The sequence below is a fragment of the Rhodococcus sp. NPDC057529 genome, from assembly GCF_042802055.1.
Classification (GTDB): Bacteria; Actinomycetota; Actinomycetes; order Mycobacteriales; family Mycobacteriaceae; genus Rhodococcus_F.
Map to the genome: position 1 here is coordinate 511,777 of NZ_JBHVEY010000002.1, position 17,625 is coordinate 529,401.

Below are 17,625 nucleotides of genomic sequence, written 5' to 3' on the forward strand. Positions count from 1 at the left end.
TCTCGCGACCACTCGACGAGAGGGTGATGACAATCATTTTCGACAACGGCGAGTTTCCAATGTAGCGTTCCGTCAACGTAATGACAATCGTTATCGAAAGGGTGCTCGTGAACGAGATACTCGACGGCCGGACGCCGCTGATCCTGGTATCCGGCTGGAACGGCCCCACCGAGGACGCGGCTCGCTCGCTGCTCCGCGACGGCACCGTCGTCGTGCATCACGACCTCGACCTCGTGCACGAAGGCATCGTGCGACGCACCGTCACCACCCTGGAGTCGGGTGCGCCGCGCGAGCGCCTCCGCATCCTCGAACTGGCACACGGCTGCATCTCCTGCACGCTGCGCGAGGACCTCCTCCCGCTGATCCGCCGCCTGCACACCCGCAGTTCGGTGCAGCGCATCGTGCTGCACCTCGACCGCAGGCTCGAACCCGAGTCCGTCTGCTGGGCGGTCGAGCACGTGTCGGTGTCCGGTGTGGTCGGGCAGATCGACGGTCCGGCCTCGCGGGACGTCCGCGTCGACGGCGTCGTGACCTGCCTCGACGCGGGATCGTGGCTGGCCGATGCCACCGGCGACGACGCGCTGGACGACGACCGCACCGTGGCGCAGGTCGCGGTCGGGCAGGTGGACTTCGCCGACGCCCTCGTCGTGTCGGGCAGCGCGGGCGACGGCTGGCAGCAGGCAAGGCTCCACGCCGTCCTGGCCCGGCTCGCACCGGACGCACCGATCAGCTGGGGCGGGGACACCCCCGACGTCGAGCGACTGCTCCTCGACATCCCGGCCGGCGCGCGGCGCGGTGAGCCGTCCCACGCCCATTCACCGCTGCTGCGCGGACAGCCGCCGCTGTCCCACGACTGCGGCGTGATGCTCGTCGAGTTCACCGCCACCCGCCCGTTCCACCCGGAGCGGCTGCACGAGGCCGTCGACGTGCTCCTCGACGGTGTCGTCACCTCGCGCGGACGCGTGTGGGTCGCGACGCAGCCGGACGAGGCGCTGTGGCTCGAGTCGGCCGGTGGGGGACTGCGGGTGGCGAGCGCCGACCGCTGGCTCGCGGCCATGACCCCGGAGGAACAGGAACAGGTCGGGGTCGCGCGTCGTGCGATGGCCGCGCTGTGCTGGGACGAACGCTTCGGCGACCGGCACACGTCGTTGGTGGTGCTGGTGCATGCCGCCGACCCCACCGAGATCGGCCGCACGCTGCAGTGGGCGCTCGTCACCGACGACGAACTCGCCGACGAAGACGCCTGGCGGTCGTGGCCCGACCCGTTCGGGCAGTTCCATGAAGACCCCTGCGAGAGCAGCGAATCACCCTACGCAGAACCCGAATCGAGAGAGGGACACGAATGAAACCAGGAATCCATCCCGACTACCACCCCGTGGTGTTCCAGGACGCGAGCACCGGAACCACGTTCCTCACGCGGTCGACGCTGACCAGCGATCGCACCGCCGTGTGGGAGGACGGCAACACCTATCCGCTGGTGGTCGTGGACGTGACCAGTGAGTCGCACCCGTTCTGGACCGGTGCGCAGCGCGTGATGGACACCGCGGGCCGCGTCGAGAAGTTCGAGCGCCGGTACGGAGTACGCAGGCGCCCGTGAGTACTTGTTAACCGCGGGCGGTTAACAAGTACTCACGGGCCGACGAAGGAGGCAGACAGAAGATGGCAGTACCGAAACGCAGAATGTCGCGGTCCAATACGCGCAGCCGGAGATCGCAGTGGAAGGCGCAGGCACCCGACCTCGTCGAGGTGAGAGTGGGCGGCGCGACGCACCGTGTGCCGCGGCGGCTGGTGAAGGCCGTGAAGCTGGGATTGGTGGACCCGGCCGGAAAGTGACGCGCCCCGTGCGAACCTTGGCGGGTGCTGCTGTACATCCTGGAACTCGTGGGCATTGCGGTGTTCGCGGCGTCGGGCGCCCTGGTGGGGGTGACGAAGCGCCTCGACATTTTCGGTGTGTGCGTGGTCGGTGTGTTCACCGCGCTGGGCGGCGGCATCGTCCGCGACGTCCTGCTGGGCATCCACCCGCCGACGTCGCTGGGTAGCTGGCCGAACCTCGGCACGTCGTTCGGCATGTCGTTGCTGGTGTTCTTCCTGCATTCGACTGTCGGGCGGCTCCGCCGGGAGATCCTGGTGCTGGACGCCCTGGGGATGGGCCTGTTCGCGAGCACGGGGGCGGTGATCGCGCTCGACCACGGGGCGAGTCCGCTGGCGTCGTGCCTCATCGGCGGCACGGCGGCGATCGGCGGCGGCATCCTGCGTGACGTGCTGGTGAACGAGGTCCCGTTGCTGCTGCAGCGGGACTTCTACGCGGTGCCGGCGCTGCTCGGTTCGGCGCTGGTCGTCGCGGTGAGCGAGTGGGGTTCGGGTACCGATGTGGCCCTGGTGGTGGGGACGGTGTTCGCGTCCGCGCTGCGGGTGGTGGCGTTGTGGAGGAACTGGGGGCTGCCGGGTCCGCGTGTCCTGGAATGACCGGCGACATCTCGTGTCGAGGTCCCCTTCTCAGACATATCTCAGTTGATCGGGCCAAACTGTCGGGTATGCGCATTTTGGTGGTCGACGACGATCGCGCCGTGAGGGAGTCCTTACGGCGGTCTCTCAGCTTCAACGGGTACTCGGTGGAACTGGCCGTCGACGGTATCGATGCTCTCGAGAAGGTCGCGACCGCGCGCCCCGACGCGCTCGTGCTCGATGTGATGATGCCGCGTCTGGACGGTCTCGAGGTGTGCCGCCGGTTGCGGAGCACCGGCGACGACCTGCCGATTCTCGTCCTGACGGCGCGCGATTCCGTGTCGGAGCGGGTGTCGGGTCTGGACGCCGGGGCTGACGACTACCTGCCGAAGCCGTTCGCCCTCGAGGAGTTGCTGGCCCGGTTGCGTGCGTTGCTGCGCCGCGCGGCGCCGGAGCCGGGCATCGATTCGGAGAAGATGACGTTCGAGGACCTCACGCTCGATCCGGTCACCCGCGAGGTGACGCGTGGCGAGCGGTCGATCAGCCTCACCCGCACGGAGTTCTCGCTCCTCGAGATGCTGATGGCCAATCCGCGCCGGGTGCTCACCCGCGGTCGCATCCTCGAGGAGGTGTGGGGGTACGACTTCCCGACGTCCGGCAACGCGCTCGAGGTCTACGTCGGGTATCTGCGCCGCAAGACGGAGGCGGACGGAGAGACCCGCCTGCTGCACACCGTCCGCGGGGTCGGCTACGTGCTGCGGGAGACGCCTCCGTGATGGCAGTTCCGTTCCACCGGACCGCCCCGAAGTCGGGGGCGGCGAAGCACGAGACGCACTCCGTTTCTCGGCACCCCACAGGACCGATCCCGTTACCGCCCGAGATGCGGCCTCCGATGCCGTTGACGCGGTCGGTGTCGCTGCGGTGGCGGGTGACGCTGCTCGCCGCGTCCGTGGTGGCCATCGCGGTGGCGGTGATGGCGATCGCGGCGTACGCCGTGGTGTCGCGGGCACTGTACGCGGACGTCGACAACCAGTTGCGGAACCGCGCGTCGGCGCTGATCGACAGCAACCTCGTGACGTTCGATCCGCGCTACATCGCGGGTGCGACGCTGTACACGACGGACATCAGTGTGGCGCTGATCTTTCCGGACCTCGACACGTACACGCCTCCGGGTTCCGACGTGCCGATCGGGGAGCCGGAGCTGTCGGTGGCGCGCGGTGAGCAGGACACGTCCCTGCGCACCGCCGACAACCAGCGGGTGCTGGCCGAGCGCACCCAGGACGGCAGCACGCTGGTGATCGCGCAGCGGCTGGCGCCGACGGGTGCGGTGCTCGACCGGCTGGCCTGGGTGCTGTTCATCGTCGGCGGGTGCGGGGTGGTCCTCGCGGCCGCCGCCGGAACGACGGTGGGACGCACCGGTCTGCGTCCGATCGCCCGGCTCACCGCCGCCACGGAACGGGTGGCCCGGACCGACGACCTGACGCCGATGCCCGTGACGGGCAACGACGAACTCGCCCGGCTCACCGAAAGTTTCAACACCATGTTGAGGGCGCTCGCGGAATCGCGGGAGCGGCAGAGCCGGCTCGTCGCCGACGCGGGGCACGAACTGCGGACGCCGCTCACGTCGCTGCGCACCAACATGGAGTTGCTGATCGCGTCGAGTCGTCCTGGCGCGCCGCACATTCCGGACGAGGACATGGCCGAACTGCGCACCGACGTGGTGGCGCAGATCGAGGAACTCTCGCAGCTGGTGGGCGACCTCGTCGACCTCGCCCGCGAGGACGCACCGGAAACCGTCTTCGAGAGAGTCGATCTCAGCGAAGTGGTGGACCGTAGCCTCGAGCGTGCGCGACGTCGGCGCAACGAGATCGACTTCACCGCCGTCACCGTTCCCTGGTTCGTCTACGGCGACCACGCGGGATTGTCGCGGGCGGTGCTGAACGTCCTCGACAACGCCGCCAAGTGGAGCCCTACCGGTGAGCAGGTGCGGGTGGCGATGAAACCGGCGGGCGACGGACTTCTCGAGCTGACGGTCGACGACGCCGGTCCGGGCATTCCGGAGGAGGATCGGGAGCTGGTGTTCGACCGCTTCTACCGGTCCACGGCGTCGCGCTCGATGCCCGGCTCGGGGCTGGGGCTGGCGATCGTCCGGCAGGTGGTGGTCAAGCACGGCGGCACGATCGCGGTGGACGTCTCCGAACGGGGCGGTGCGCTCATCCGCATCGTCCTTCCAGGTGAACCCGAAGCGGAATAGTCTCGAAGCGCGAGGTCTCGGCTAACTCAAAGGCCGGTCTCAGGACCTTCTCAGTCCCACCGGGCACTCTCGTGGACAGAGACGGTGCGACTGCCCCTGCGGGCGGTCGCGGGAGATGGAAGTGATGCGATGACCGAGGATCGAAACAACCCCGACGGCGACAGCCGCGACAACGCCGGTGGCGACCGGGGCGGGCGCCCCGACCATCCGGCGCAGCCTCCGACGCCGGGGTACCACTCGACCGAGCAGTTCCCGACCACGCCGCACAACCCGGCGGGCGGTCCGGTGGGTCAGCAGGCCTACGGCGCCGGGTATCCGCAGGGCAATCCGTACGGTGCGCCGCACCAGCCCACGCAGCAGTTCGGGCACCCCCAGCACGGCGCCCCGGGGCATCCGGGTGCCCAGCACGCGGTCGGGCAGCCGGGGACGCCTCAGGGCCCGTTCCCCGGCCTGCAGGGGCCAGGACAGGCCGGAGCGGGATCGACGGCGACCGCGACCAAGCGTCCCGCACGCACGGCGATCGTGGTGGGCGCTGTGGCGCTCGCTCTCGTGAGCGGCGGCATCGGCGGCGTCGTGGGCTCCCTGGCGACGGATCGCAACGGCAGCGGCGCCGCAGTGACCAACTCCCTCGACGCCCCCAAGAACACCGCGACCCCGGCAGCGAACGCACCGGCAGGGTCGGTGCAGGCGGTCGCGAACAAGGTGGTCCCGAGCGTCGTCCAGATCGAGGTGGCGACGGCAGGAGGTTCCGGCGGCGAGGGATCCGGCATCGTCATCTCGTCCGACGGCATGATCCTCACCAACAATCACGTCGCGGGCGCGGCCGCCAAGGGCGGCAAGCTGACGGTCGCCTTCTCCGACGGCAGCACGGCCGACGCCAAGCTGGTCGGCGCCGACCCGGTATCCGACCTCGCGGTCATCAAGGTGGACGGCAAGACCGACCTCACCCCGATCGAGCTGGGAACGTCCGGCAACGTGCAGGTCGGACAGCAGGTCGTCGCGATCGGTTCGCCCCTCGGGCTCGCCGGGACCGTCACCGAGGGCATCATCTCGGCGCTCAACCGCCCGGTGTCCACCAGCGGTGAGTCCGGCAACCAGAACACCGTCATCGACGCCCTGCAGACGGATGCGGCGATCAACCCGGGCAACTCCGGCGGCGCCCTCGTCAACATGGACGGTCAGCTGATCGGCATCAACACCGCCATCGCGAGCATCGGCGGTTCCGGCGCGGGTGAGCAGAGCGGTTCCATCGGACTCGGCTTCGCGATCCCGGTCGATCAGGCGCGGCGCATCGCGGACGAGTTGGTCAAGACGGGCAAGGCCACGCAGGCCGTCATCGGGATCCAGGTCCCGTCGCAGGATGCTGCCAACGGTGCCACCGTCGTCGAGGTCACGTCGGGCAGCCCGGCGGAGAAGGCGGGAATTCCGAAGGGCTCGGTGATCACCAAGGTCGACGACCGGGTCATCACCAGCGGCGACGCGCTCATCGCCGCCATCCGTTCACACGCACCGGGAGATAACGTGTCCATCACCTACACCGACGGGAACGGATCGAATTCCAAGACCGTCGACGTCACGCTCGGAACCGCCGAACAGGGCGGCCGCTGATGAACACGGGGATTCTCGGGCAGGTCGAGTCCGTTCTGAACGGGGCCACTACGGTAGGGACCATGGACATCGAAGCCTCGCTGGCCGGCCGCGCGCTGGTGGTAATCGTCGACGACCGCACCGCTCACGGTGACGGCAAGGACTCCATCGGGCCTCTGGTGACGGAACTGCTGAACGAGGCCGGCTTCATCGTCGACGCCATCGTCGCGGTGGCGGCCGACGAGGTGGAGATCCGCAATGCGCTCAACACCGCCGTCATCGGCGGCGTCGACCTCGTCGTCTCCGTGGGCGGCACAGGCGTGTCGCCCCGCGACGTCGCCCCCGACGTCACCGCCGAGGTCCTCGACCGCGAGATTCCCGGAATCTCGGAGGCGCTCCGGTCTTCGGGTCTGGCCGCGGGTTCGCTGGACGCCGGCCTGTCTCGCGGGCTCGCCGGTGTGTCCGGCAGCACACTCGTGGTAAACCTCGCGTCCTCGCGTGCCGCGGTCCGGGACGGCATGGCCACCCTGACGCCGCTCGCGGCGCACGTGATTTCCGAATTGTCCGGTCTGGAAGGCTGAGACGATTTCTCGTTCCGACGAGCCGGGTTCGCAGAGCGGGCCCGACGAGCAGGCAGTTCCGAGCCGGGCCCCGATCGACAGGGCCCGGCTCGAACGCATCTTCGGGGACGTCTTCCCCGACACCACCGCGGACGAACGCGAACCTGGCGAAGGGTCCTCCTCCGACGCCGCCGGCGACGAGTGGCTGCGCCGACAGCGCCCCCCACATCACGGGTAGTTATCTTCGAAACCCTCACCTTAAGCAAATCGTGATCTGCGGTCGTGGTCTGCGATCATCGTGAGTTTTTGTGCTATGACGCGGCGAAAACTTCCCTGGGCGAAGAGCCGTTCCCGGCGTTCTTTCAGGCCTCGCATTTCGGTCAGAACAGACATCCTTCGAGCTCGTGAACCGAATGTAAACGTTACCGAACTTAACGTGAACGGCCAGTGAACCTGCTGGTCACAGAGTCGGCGAGTGGTCGGAATTTTCTCTCAAATCCCACACGTTGGACACGTTTCGGGGTGTGGCATACATCACGATTCTGTTTCGGCAGGAATTAATTGCTTAGGCAACCACCTGCCGGTTACTGTCCTCGGCGAGTCAGTACTGGAGATGGAGGGCAGGGTCGATGTGCCGTTGCCCAGTCGGAACCCTGACGCTTCGTCAGTGATTTCGTCTTCAGCGCGGTTATCGAGCTGTGATCATCCGTAGTTCACTCTGCGGACATCACAGCTCTGGATACTGCGCTGGGCCCGACATGGACCACTCCTCAGTCTCGAAGGTCGTGACTGGGAACCAGCAGAATCCTGATGAGGGGAACGAATGAGCGAGAACCGAAAGACCGGCCTGCGCCGTGGAGCCCGCGTTGCCGGCCTGGGTGCCGCTGCGGCTGTAGTCCTCGGCCTGATGTCCACGGGTGCGGCCAACGCCGACACGTTCGTGCCGCTGCCGGGTGGCGAGAAGGTCGTCAACGCGGGAAGCGTCACGGCCAAGATCGCCCGCAACGCGGAGAGTGCTCTGGTTTCGCCGTCGCTGGCCGCCAACGGCGCGGGCCGCGTCGCGTGGGTGTCGGGTGACGTGTTCGCCGAGCTCGGTGGCGACATCCCGGAGGAAGGCGCGACGCTGACCACCGGTTACATCGTGGGTTGCCAGGCTGACATCACCGGCCTCGAGGGTGGTCTGAGTGCCGATCTCGGTCTCGACTCGCTCGGCCTGGGTGGTTCGCTGTCGATTCCGATCAGCGCCGGTGAGGTGAAGTTCGCGAAGGTCAAGTCCAAGACGGACCTGAAGCCCGGTGTCTCGGCGATCCAGTACCGCGACCAGCAGATCGAGCTCCAGGGCTGCGGTGGCTACGCGCAGGCTCGCGCGTACACCGTCGTCGAGGTTCCCGGGAACCACTACGTCAAGGCCACCCTCTACGGGCAGCCGTTCAGCATCGGCTGATTGCTCGTAAGCAGATCTCACTTCACGACTTCTCGCGTAAGCGACATTCACCCTAGAGGGGAACAATGAACAGCAAGACCCTGCGCCACGGCGCCAAGGCTGCCGGTGTGGTCGCCGCGGCCACCGTCGCGATCGGCCTCTTCTCCACCGGTGCGGCCAACGCCGACACCTTCGTTCCGTTGCAGGACGGCACCATCACCCAGACGCTGCTCGACGGCACCGTGGTGACGGTTCGCCAGACCGGTAACTCCGCGAACATCAGCCCGTCGATGGGTTCGACCCCGCTGCACCGCAACGTGTGGGCGTCCGGCACGATCGACGTCTCCCTCGACGGTGGCACCGCCAAGGGCGGCACCATCGACGCCGGGTACATCGTGGCGTGCCAGCTGAACTTCGGCGGTTCCGTCGACGCCGAGGCCGGCGCGAGCATGGCGCCCTCCGAGATCATCGGTGCGGCGACCGGCGGCGCTGCCGCGGCGATTCCGGCCGAGGGTGGTGCCGGTAGCGGCATCACGATCGGACCCGGCGAGGCCACCAACGTGCCGATCCTCGACATCGAATACACCGACGACTACGGCGCCGAGGCGCACAAGAGCAGCTTCAAGTTCACCGGCAAGAGCGGTGGCTTCACGTACTCCGACGAGACGTTCGGTGTGTCCGGTTGCGCCGGTTACGCGCAGGCTCGCTCCTACGTCAAGGTTGCGGTCTCGACCGAGTCGGTCGACGGCACCGTCACCCTGTGGGGACAGCCCTTCAGCCTCGGCTGACGCATGACGCCGAAAAAAAATTGAACAATGTAATACCTCGAGGTTGGGGGCGTACGGCAGTTCCGTACGCCCCCAACCTCGCTCTATGCGCTGTTACGCATGTCACAGTTCAGACACGGATGCTGGCGCGGAGGCGGATTCGGACACGTAGCTATAACATTTGGACGTTGTTTCAGCTAACTTTATCCCGTCAAGAGGTAAAGACTGCCTAACCGAACGCCGGGTAGGTGGTACCTGATGAGGGGAAAGAATGAGCGAGATCCGTAAGTCAGGCCTGCGCCGTGGGGTCCGCGTTGCCGGCCTCGGCGCCGTCGCGGCTGTTGCACTCGGCCTGATGTCCACCGGCGCTGCGAATGCCGACACGTTCGTGCCGCTGCCGGGTGGCGAGAAGGTCGTCAACGCAGGAGGCGTCACGGCCAAGATCGCCCGCAACGCCGAGAGTGCTCTGGTTTCGCCGTCGCTGGCCGCCAACGGCGCGGGCCGCGTCGCGTGGGTGTCGGGTGACGTGTTCGCCGAACTCGGCGGAGAGGTGCCGGAGGAAGGCGCGACGCTGACCACCGGTTACATCGTGGGTTGCCAGGCTGACATCACCGGCCTCGAGGGTGGTCTGAGTGCCGATCTCGGTCTCGACTCGCTCGGCCTGGGTGGTTCGCTGTCGATTCCGATCAGCGCCGGTGAGGTGAAGTTCGCGAAGGTCAAGTCCAAGACGGACCTGAAGCCCGGTGTCTCGGCGATCCAGTACCGCGACCAGCAGATCGAGCTCCAGGGCTGCGGCGGCTACGCGCAGGCTCGCGCGTACACCGTGCTGGAAATTCCGGGCAACCACTACGTCAAGTCGACCCTCTACGGGCAGCCGTTCAGCATCGGCTGATCGCCGCGCACCCGAACAACCAACCTTGTCGAGTCCTGTGGGTGGCCACGGGCGTGCCCACAGCAAGAAACCCTAGAGGGGAACAATGAACAGCAAGACCCTGCGCCACGGCGCCAAGGCTGCCGGCGTGGTGGCCGCGGCCACCGTCGCGATCGGCCTCTTCTCCACGGGTGCGGCCAACGCCGACACCTTTGTTCCGTTGCAGGACGGCACCGTCACCCAGACGCTGCTCGACGGCACCGTGGTGACGGTTCGCCAGACCGGTAACTCCGCGAACATCAGCCCGTCGATGGGTTCGACCCCGCTGCACCGCAACGTGTGGGCGTCGGGCTCGATCGACGTGTCGCTCGACGGTGGCACCGCCAAGGGCGGCACCATCGACGCCGGGTACATCGTGGCGTGCCAGCTGAACTTCGGTGGCTCGGTCAACGGTGAAGCCGGTGCCAGCCTGACGCCGTCCGAGGTCATCGGTGCAGCGGCCGGCGGCCCTGCCGCGTCGATTCCGGCCGAGGGTGGTGCCGGTAGCGGCATCACGATCGGACCCGGCCAGGCCACCAACGTGCCGATCCTCGACATCGAGTACGAGGACAGCTACGGCGCCGAGGCTCACAAGAGCAGCTTCAAGTTCACCGGCAAGAGCGGTGGCTTCACGTACTCCGACGAGACGTTCGGTGTGTCCGGTTGCGCCGGTTACGCGCAGGCTCGCTCCTACGTCAAGGTTGCGGTCTCGACCGAGTCGGTCGACGGCACCGTCACCCTGTGGGGGCAGCCCTTCAGCCTCGGCTGATATTCGTTCCATCCATGACTCCGGGCCCGTGCACGCAGCTGCTGCACGGGCCCGGAGTCGTCGAAGTGCTATTCGCGGGTCTGCTCCAGCTTCGCGGCCTTCTCCGCGGGCATGGCGTGCGCTCCGTCGGAACTCGCTGTCGCCCCGTCGGTTTGGAGGCTCGCTTCGAGGATGTCGCGGATCTGGATCAGCAGGTCGGCCTCGCTGGCCTTCTTGTCGGCGGGTTCGGTGATGAACCGTTTCTTCGCGGCGTTGGCCGGGACGATGAGAATGAAGTACACGACCGCGGCGATGATCACGAAGTTGATGACGGCCGTGATGACGGCGCCGATGTTGATGAAGGTGGCCGGGTTGTCGGCGATGATCTGGTAACCCCAGCCCAGATCGTTGGCGCCGCCGGCAACGGCGATCAACGGATTGATCACGTTGTTGGTGAACGATGTGACGATGGCGGTGAACGCGGCTCCGACTACGACCGCGACGGCGAGGTCGAGGACGTTCCCCCGGAGCAGGAAGTCCTTGAATCCCTTGAGCATGTCGACGTCTCCTCGAGTGGGTGGCAAGTCATCCAGCACTGTCTCCCGGAAAAGCCTAGATCAGTGACCCGCGGCGCGGCGGGTCACTGAAAGGTCACGGTGATCGCGTTCGTGAGGGATGCCGCGGCCACCGTCGTGGCGTCGGAGGCCGGAAGCGCCAGCATCACCACCCGTTCTCGCTGGTCACGTCCGTTCTCGGAGGGAGTCACCAGCACGACGACGGCATGGGATGCCAGGACGGTGGCTCCGGACCGCCGGTCCGGATTCGACGGTGTGCCGGGATCGACCGTGAGCACGTCGACGCGATCGCCCTCACGGAGGAGTTCCGTGACGGCGGGGTCGGCGAGTCGGACGGGGACGATCCGGGCGTCGTCCATGCCCGCTGCGGCAGCGGCCAGACGGGGGCCCAGTACCCGGACGTCGGTGAGGGCTTCACCGGCGCGGGTCGGTCCGGCGAGGGTGCGTCCGTTTACGTCCGCCAGAGCAGTGACGGCGCCGTCGGGCAGGCTCCCGGCTTCGAACTCGACCAGTTTCACGTCGGCGTCCGTGAGGACGACGCCGGGTTGCAGATCTCGCGCGGCCACCACGACCGCGGAGCGGGCGGAGCCGGGGTCCCCGCGGGCGAGGAGGGCCAGCGCGAGGCAGACGAGTGCGGCGGCCAGGACGCGTCTGGCGGCGACGGTGCGGGCCCAACCGGGATGGGTGAGATCCGACAGCCGGTCTGCCCACGACGGGCTCAGGCTTCGATGGGCACGGTTCGATCGGCGGTGACCGGTCTGGGCAGGGTCGAACGACATGGTTCGACGCTAGGAGACCGGCAGGCCCGTAGGTACGCCGAACGGGCCCGCCTGTGGATGGACGAGAAGTTGTGGATAACCCGCGGAAGCGCGAGAACTAGCTGGCAGCAGCCTTGGCCGGCGCGGCGGTCGCGGTGCTCGTCGAGCTGGACGAGGCCGTCGCCGAACTTTCCGACTTGGCTGCGGGGGCGGAATCGGTCTTGGCCGGCTCGCTGGCCGCTCCGGACGTGCCGCGGCTGTCGGTGCGGTAGAAACCGCTGCCCTTGAAAACGATGCCGACGGAGTTGAACAGCTTGCGAAGCTTGCCCGAGCATGCGGGGCAGACGGTCAGGGAGTTATCGCTGAACGACTGGACGATGTCGAAACGGTTGTCGCATTCCGTGCACGCATATGAGTAAGTGGGCACTGGGTTCCTCCGCACTGTGTAGTCAAACCGCAGGTTTTAGCACTCTACAGTCGACAGTGCCAACAACGCTAATCAGAGAACTATTCCGGACCGTCCGTTCCCCGTTGTTCGCCGAGTGCGACGAGTCCCGAGCCGGGGGTGAGAGCCCATCCCATCCGTACGTCGTGGGGATCCTCCGGCAGCTCGGACACCAGTTCCTCGTCACGGACCACCGTGATCAGCCGTGCGCCGGGGGCGGCGAGCCCGAGAGTCCGGTCGTAGAAACCTGCGCCGCGGCCGAGTCGCACGCCCCGTCGATCGACGGCCAGTGCGGGAACGAAAATGGTATCGGCCGAACGGATCTCGTCGGGTTCCTGCACCGGCCCGGTGGGCTCGCGCAGGCCGTAACTCGCGTCGGCGAGACCGTCCGCGCCCGTGAACTCGGACCAGTAGAGCGGGCCGGGACCGCGGGTGACGGGTACGAGGACGCGTCCGGCGACCCGTCGGAGGGCGTCGAGGAAGTCCAGCGACCCGGGCTCGAGCGCGGTGGGGACGTAGGCGCAGACGGTCGATCCGCCGGCGACTTCCCGTGTGACGAGCGCGACGATCGCCTGGTCTTCGGCGGTGCGGAGTTCAGGGGTCAGCGCACGCCGCCCGGTGAGCACCAACTGCCGCCACTCGTCCTTCGTTCGTGCGTGCATGCCCCAACCTTAGAGCCGGCCCGAGAGCGTCTCCGACGGGTTCCGGGAGGTAGCTGACAGGATCTTGGTGACTGACTGGTAGGTCCGCACAGTTAAGGTGTGGGCATGACAGACGCCGCCCCGCACACCGCCAGCGCCTTTCGCACGGCTGTCGTGCCCGCAGCGGGAATGGGGACGCGATTCCTCCCCGCGACCAAGACCGTGCCGAAAGAGCTGCTCCCGGTCGTCGATACCCCAGGTATCGAACTCGTGGCCGGGGAAGCCGCCGATTCGGGTGCCGGCCGGCTCGTGATCGTCACGTCGCCCGGTAAGGACGGAGTGGTCGCCCACTTCGTCGAAGACCTCGTCCTCGAGAGCAAGCTCGAGGCCAGCGGCAAGTACCACCTGCTCGAAAAGGTGCGCAAGGCTCCCGGCCTGCTCGAAGTGGAGTCCGTCGTCCAGGACCAGCCCCTCGGCCTCGGTCACGCGGTCGGCTGCGCGGAGTCGGTCCTCGACGACGACGAGGACGCCATCGCCGTACTCCTCCCGGACGACCTCGTGATGCCGCGCGGAGTGCTCGAGACGATGTCCCGGGTCCGTCGCAAGCGCGGCGGCACCGTCCTCTGCGCCATCGACGTCCCCAAGGACCAGGTGAGCGCGTACGGCGTCTTCGAGGTCGAGACGGTGCCCGACGCCGTCAATCCGGACGTCCTCAAGGTCACCGGCATGGTCGAGAAGCCGGCCATCGAGGACGCCCCGTCCACGTTCGCGGCGGCAGGCCGCTACCTCCTCGACCGCGCGATCTTCGATGCGCTGCGGCAAATCGAGCCCGGCGCCGGCGGCGAACTCCAGCTCACCGACGCCATCGCCCTCCTCATCAAGGAAGGCCACCCCGTTCACGTCGTCGTGCACCGAGGCACGAGACACGATCTCGGAAATCCCGGCGGCTACCTCCGCGCTGCGGTTGACTTTGCGTTGGACATGGAAGAGTACGGCCCGTCGTTGCGCGAATGGCTGATCGACCGATTGAAGCGGACGGAATCCTAGAAGCTCGGGAGGCAAGAACTTGCGGTCGGTCGAGGAGCAACAGACGATCGTGACCGCGGCCGCGGTGGCGCCGCGGCCGGTCCGTGTGGCGATCTCCGAAGCCCAGGGGCTGCTGTGTGCCGAAGAAGTGGTCACCGAGCGGCCGCTGCCCGGGTTCGACCAGGCCGCCATCGACGGTTACGCCGTCCGTAGCGTCGACGTCCAGGCTGCCGGAACCGACATCCGGGACGACGACGGTGCTCCCGTGGAACTGTCCCTTCCCGTGGTCGGTGAGGTCACGGCGGGTTCACGGCAGCCGATCCGGCTGCAGCCCCGTCAGGCGGTCAAGGTCGACACCGGTGCTCCGCTCCCGACGCTCGCCGACGCCGTCCTCCCGCTCGACCGCACCGACGGCGGCCGAGCCCGCGTCAAGATCTACAAACCGGTCCGCTCCGGCGACTACGTGCGCCGCGCCGGTGACGACGTGCAGCCCGGCGACGTCGCAGTCCGTGCAGGCACCATCATCGGCGCCGCCCAGGTGGGTTTGCTGGCCGCGGTGGGACGCGACAAGGTGCTCGTCCATCCCCGGCCCCGGCTGTCCGTCATCTCGGTCGGTGGCGAACTCGTCGACGTCGACCGGACCCCGGGACCCGGTCAGGTATACGACGTCAACTCCTACGCGCTGGCGGCCGCCGCCCGCGACGCCGGCGCCGACGTCAACCGGGTCGGTATCGCGAACGCCGACGCGCGTCGCCTGCGCGAGGTGGTGGAGGGCCAGCTGATCCGGTCCGAGATCGTCGTCATCGCGGGTGCGGTCGGCGGCGGCGCCTCCGAGGACGTGCGGGACGCGCTCGCCGATCTCGGAAACCTCGAGGTCGACCGGGTCGCGATGCACCCGGGGTCGGTCCAGGGTTTCGGTCAGCTCGGCCGGGACGAGGTTCCGACGTTCCTGCTCCCGTCCAATCCGGTGAGCGCCCTCGTGGTGTTCGAGGTGATGGTGCGCCCGCTGATCCGCATCGCACTGGGTCGCAGGCAGCCGATGCGCCGCGTCGTCACCGCCCGCACCGTCGCGCCCATCACGTCCATCGAGAACCGCAAGGGTTTCCTGCGGGGTCAGCTCATGCGTGACGAGGCGACGGGGGAGTACCTCGTCCAAGCGCTCGGCGGGGCGCCGGGCGCGTCTTCGCACCTGCTCGCCACACTGGCCGAGGCCAATTGCCTGGTCCTCATCGACCCCGAGATCACCGAGGTGCGGACGGGTGACCAGGTCGACGTGGCGTTCCTGGCGCAGCGTGGCTGATGACGCAGTGTGAGAACGAGATGACACAGCATCGGTGTGAGGCGGGATGACGCAGCATCCGGGTTGGCCGCCGCATCTCGGGCCCCTGCGGGTGAAGGGTGGCGTCGTCACGGTGCGCGCCATCAGGTTGCGTGACGCGGCCGCGTGGAGCCGCCTGCGCACCCGCGACCGCGCGCACCTCGAACCGTGGGAGCCGACGGGGGAGGCGCCCTGGGAAGCGCGCCACCATATTTCGGGATGGCCGGGGCTGTGCAGCAGTCTGCGTTCGGAGGCGCGGAAGGGCCGGATGCTGCCGATGGCCATCGAACTCGACGGCAATTTCTGCGGCCAGATCACGATCGGCAACGTGGTGCGGGGTGCACTCCGCTCTGCGTGGATCGGTTACTGGGTGGCCAGTGACGTCAACGGGCTCGGCGTGGCCACGGGTGCGCTCGCTCTGGGACTCGATCATGCCTTCGGACCCGTGGGTCTGCACCGTGTGGAGGCCACCGTGCGCCCGGAGAACCTGGCGAGCCAGGCGGTGCTCCGCAACGTCGGCTTCCGCGAGGAGGGTCTGCTCGCGCGCTACCTGGACGTCGACGGGCAGTGGCGTGACCACATTCTGGTCGGTATGACCGTCGAGGACGTGCCCGGCACGGTGGCGGATTCGCTCGTGCGGAGTGGCAAAGCCACCTGGGCATGATCGCCGCCGCCGTCTGGGCGTGACCGGCAAAGCCAACCGGAGAATGTCCGCCGAATCGGACATGGACAAATGTCCAGCTATGCGGCAGTTATCTGACGGTATCAAAGCGCCCCGACCGGGACTCGGCTTTCGGCGAGTCTTTGCCCGATCGTTTCCTTCGCCCCTCGGGGCATGCCGAGCGCCACATTTCCGCGTTACGCATGTGACACCTGAGTATGGTGAGATCGGCGCGTCTGCGAAGATGTGCGTGTTCATGCGGTTAGCCTGGATGGGTCAACAGCGGTATCCATGCTGGTAGACGATTGGGAGGAGGTCGCCGAATGCCGAACTCGTTTCTCTGGATCGGGCTCGTCGTCGTGTGGCTCTTCGTCCTGGTCCCGATGCTGGTGAACAACCGCCCCCGGATTCGGCAAACCAGTGACGCAGCACTCGCGACGCGCGTGCTGCACCGCGGCGACGAACGTCCCGTGCAGCGTGGACCCGCGGCAGGGCACCGCAGCGACCCGTACTGGCAACCGGAACCGGACCACTACGGCTACGACGCGGAGGACCTTGTGGACACTCACGCAGAGGAAGACGAATTCGACGGTGAGCGGGCACCGGTCGGTGAGTACGTGCCGGTGCGCCGGGGACGTGGCGGCTTCGACCCCGAGGCCGACGCGATCGCGCGCGAGGCCCGATACGGATTTCGGCAGCGGTCGCTTCTCGGGCTGGTGTTCGCGACGATCATGTCGGCGGCGCTCGGGCTGATCATCTCTCCGCTGATGTGGTGGGCGTTCGCGGCGGGCGTCGCCGGTCTCGTCGCCTACATGGCGTACCTGCGCAGGCAGGTCCAGATCGAGCAGGAGATCCGCCGTCGCCGAACCGCGCGTCTCAACCGCTCGAGGCTGGGCGTCGAATCCCGGAGCGACGACGAACTCCGGCTCGTCCCCGCCCGGTTGCGGCGTCCGGGGGCCGTCGTCCTCGAGGTGGACGACGAGGACCCCGAATTCGATCATCTCGAGCACTTCGACGACGAGCCGATGCAGCAGGCGACCATGCGCCGGGCCGCCGGTGAGTAGCCCTCCGATCCGGGCCGAAAGCCACGTCGGTGCAGGCGATTCGCTCCCTCCGCGGGTTGCCTGCTAGAGTTTGCCGAGCGGATCGCAGGATCCGCGCGGGGCTGTGGCGCAGTTGGTAGCGCGCTTCGTTCGCATCGAAGAGGTCAGGGGTTCGATTCCCCTCAGCTCCACCCCAGAAGAGGCACTCACTCCATCCGGAGCGAGTGCCTCTTCTGCGTTCCGGCTCGGGTGAGTGCCGTCGTCGGCGGTTCGCGACGGCGACATTCCGGCCGAAATTTGCCAAAAGGTAACTGAATGCTGTGTACTGTCCGTAGGTCATCAAGGGGTCGATCGCACGGGGTGGAAATACATGCAGGCAATGCGCAAAATCTCGAAGTTCCTGGAGCCGGCGACGGTGGTCGCGACCATCACCGCGACGATGTTGCTGGTGAACGTTCTGTGAA

The 17,625-nt window shown here is 67.6% G+C and carries 21 protein-coding genes and 1 tRNA gene; 18 read left to right on the top strand and 4 right to left on the bottom strand.

What is annotated here, in order from left to right; all coding sequences use genetic code 11:
• Window positions 1–80: 80 nt before the first annotated feature.
• The 12 genes from mrf (at window position 81) to ACFU5V_RS05460 (ending at window position 10,715) form a co-directional block, all read left to right on the top strand.
• Entirely contained in the window at window positions 81–1,346 is a 1,266-nt protein-coding gene (gene mrf / locus ACFU5V_RS05405; RefSeq protein ID WP_378697434.1) for a ribosome hibernation factor-recruiting GTPase MRF, read from the top strand.
• A complete protein-coding gene (locus tag ACFU5V_RS05410) occupies window positions 1,343–1,597 on the top strand; it encodes a type B 50S ribosomal protein L31 (protein ID WP_378436532.1) in 255 nt (84 codons plus the stop codon). Before mrf ends, ACFU5V_RS05410 begins: the two co-directional genes overlap by 4 nt.
• Before the next feature lie 62 nt (window positions 1,598–1,659).
• Window positions 1,660–1,833 (top strand): 50S ribosomal protein L32, encoded by a 174-nt coding sequence (rpmF, locus tag ACFU5V_RS05415; protein ID WP_378441118.1) that lies wholly within the window; start codon window positions 1,660–1,662, stop codon window positions 1,831–1,833.
• A gap of 24 nt (window positions 1,834–1,857) precedes the next feature.
• On the top strand, window positions 1,858–2,466 hold the full coding sequence (locus ACFU5V_RS05420) for a trimeric intracellular cation channel family protein (RefSeq protein ID WP_378441109.1): 609 nt from the start codon (window positions 1,858–1,860) through the stop codon (window positions 2,464–2,466).
• Between the two features lie 68 nt (window positions 2,467–2,534).
• A complete protein-coding gene (locus ACFU5V_RS05425; RefSeq protein ID WP_073365748.1) occupies window positions 2,535–3,221 on the top strand; it encodes a response regulator transcription factor in 687 nt (228 codons plus the stop codon).
• Window positions 3,221–4,699 carry an ATP-binding protein gene (locus ACFU5V_RS05430; protein ID WP_378697437.1) on the top strand — a complete coding sequence of 493 codons (1,479 nt, stop codon included), beginning with the start codon at window positions 3,221–3,223 and terminating at the stop codon, window positions 4,697–4,699. The genes ACFU5V_RS05425 and ACFU5V_RS05430 overlap by 1 nt, the downstream gene beginning before the upstream one ends.
• Before the next feature lie 129 nt (window positions 4,700–4,828).
• Window positions 4,829–6,307 carry a trypsin-like peptidase domain-containing protein gene (locus ACFU5V_RS05435; RefSeq protein WP_378697439.1) on the top strand — a complete coding sequence of 493 codons (1,479 nt, stop codon included), beginning with the start codon at window positions 4,829–4,831 and terminating at the stop codon, window positions 6,305–6,307.
• Window positions 6,307–6,867, top strand: coding sequence for a molybdenum cofactor biosynthesis protein B (locus ACFU5V_RS05440; RefSeq protein ID WP_005567398.1), 561 nt, complete (start codon window positions 6,307–6,309; stop codon window positions 6,865–6,867). The genes ACFU5V_RS05435 and ACFU5V_RS05440 overlap by 1 nt, the downstream gene beginning before the upstream one ends.
• A gap of 802 nt (window positions 6,868–7,669) precedes the next feature.
• Window positions 7,670–8,290, top strand: coding sequence for an MspA family porin (locus tag ACFU5V_RS05445; protein ID WP_378697441.1), 621 nt, complete (start codon window positions 7,670–7,672; stop codon window positions 8,288–8,290).
• Window positions 8,291–8,355: 65 nt separating this feature from the next.
• Complete coding sequence (locus ACFU5V_RS05450; RefSeq protein WP_378697443.1) at window positions 8,356–9,057, top strand: MspA family porin; 702 nt, start codon at window positions 8,356–8,358, stop codon at window positions 9,055–9,057.
• A gap of 250 nt (window positions 9,058–9,307) precedes the next feature.
• Window positions 9,308–9,928 (top strand): MspA family porin, encoded by a 621-nt coding sequence (locus ACFU5V_RS05455; RefSeq protein ID WP_378697445.1) that lies wholly within the window; start codon window positions 9,308–9,310, stop codon window positions 9,926–9,928.
• A gap of 85 nt (window positions 9,929–10,013) precedes the next feature.
• Entirely contained in the window at window positions 10,014–10,715 is a 702-nt protein-coding gene (locus tag ACFU5V_RS05460) for an MspA family porin (RefSeq protein ID WP_378697447.1), read from the top strand.
• Between the two features lie 68 nt (window positions 10,716–10,783).
• Here ACFU5V_RS05460 and mscL read toward each other — a convergent pair whose 3' ends face one another.
• The 4 genes from mscL to ACFU5V_RS05480 all read right to left on the bottom strand — a co-directional run bounded on the left by mscL (window position 10,784) and on the right by ACFU5V_RS05480 (window position 13,134).
• Window positions 10,784–11,251, bottom strand: coding sequence for a large conductance mechanosensitive channel protein MscL (gene mscL / locus ACFU5V_RS05465; RefSeq protein WP_378441789.1), 468 nt, complete (start codon window positions 11,249–11,251; stop codon window positions 10,784–10,786).
• 83 nt (window positions 11,252–11,334) lie between these two features.
• Entirely contained in the window at window positions 11,335–12,048 is a 714-nt protein-coding gene (locus ACFU5V_RS05470) for an SAF domain-containing protein (RefSeq protein WP_378697449.1), read from the bottom strand.
• Between the two features lie 97 nt (window positions 12,049–12,145).
• Window positions 12,146–12,454 carry an FmdB family zinc ribbon protein gene (locus tag ACFU5V_RS05475; protein WP_378441785.1) on the bottom strand — a complete coding sequence of 103 codons (309 nt, stop codon included), beginning with the start codon at window positions 12,452–12,454 and terminating at the stop codon, window positions 12,146–12,148.
• 80 nt (window positions 12,455–12,534) lie between these two features.
• Window positions 12,535–13,134 (bottom strand): 5-formyltetrahydrofolate cyclo-ligase, encoded by a 600-nt coding sequence (locus ACFU5V_RS05480; RefSeq protein ID WP_378697451.1) that lies wholly within the window; start codon window positions 13,132–13,134, stop codon window positions 12,535–12,537.
• 105 nt (window positions 13,135–13,239) lie between these two features.
• Here ACFU5V_RS05480 and ACFU5V_RS05485 point away from each other — a divergent pair, with 105 nt between their 5' ends.
• The 6 genes from ACFU5V_RS05485 (at window position 13,240) to ACFU5V_RS05510 (ending at window position 17,624) form a co-directional block, all read left to right on the top strand.
• Window positions 13,240–14,160, top strand: a complete 921-nt coding sequence (locus tag ACFU5V_RS05485; RefSeq protein WP_378441780.1) for a UTP--glucose-1-phosphate uridylyltransferase — start codon at window positions 13,240–13,242, stop codon at window positions 14,158–14,160.
• 19 nt (window positions 14,161–14,179) lie between these two features.
• Window positions 14,180–15,439 carry a gephyrin-like molybdotransferase Glp gene (gene glp, locus ACFU5V_RS05490; RefSeq protein ID WP_378697453.1) on the top strand — a complete coding sequence of 420 codons (1,260 nt, stop codon included), beginning with the start codon at window positions 14,180–14,182 and terminating at the stop codon, window positions 15,437–15,439.
• A 46-nt stretch (window positions 15,440–15,485) separates the two neighbouring features.
• Window positions 15,486–16,121 (top strand): GNAT family N-acetyltransferase, encoded by a 636-nt coding sequence (locus tag ACFU5V_RS05495; RefSeq protein WP_015889441.1) that lies wholly within the window; start codon window positions 15,486–15,488, stop codon window positions 16,119–16,121.
• A 320-nt stretch (window positions 16,122–16,441) separates the two neighbouring features.
• On the top strand, window positions 16,442–17,182 hold the full coding sequence (glpR, locus tag ACFU5V_RS05500) for a gephyrin-like molybdotransferase receptor GlpR (protein WP_378442183.1): 741 nt from the start codon (window positions 16,442–16,444) through the stop codon (window positions 17,180–17,182).
• Window positions 17,183–17,279: 97 nt separating this feature from the next.
• A tRNA-Ala gene (locus ACFU5V_RS05505) sits at window positions 17,280–17,352 on the top strand.
• 62 nt (window positions 17,353–17,414) lie between these two features.
• Window positions 17,415–17,624: a hypothetical protein gene (locus tag ACFU5V_RS05510; RefSeq protein WP_378442181.1), complete on the top strand. Its 210-nt coding sequence runs from the start codon at window positions 17,415–17,417 to the stop codon at window positions 17,622–17,624.
• Window position 17,625 lies beyond the last annotated feature (1 nt).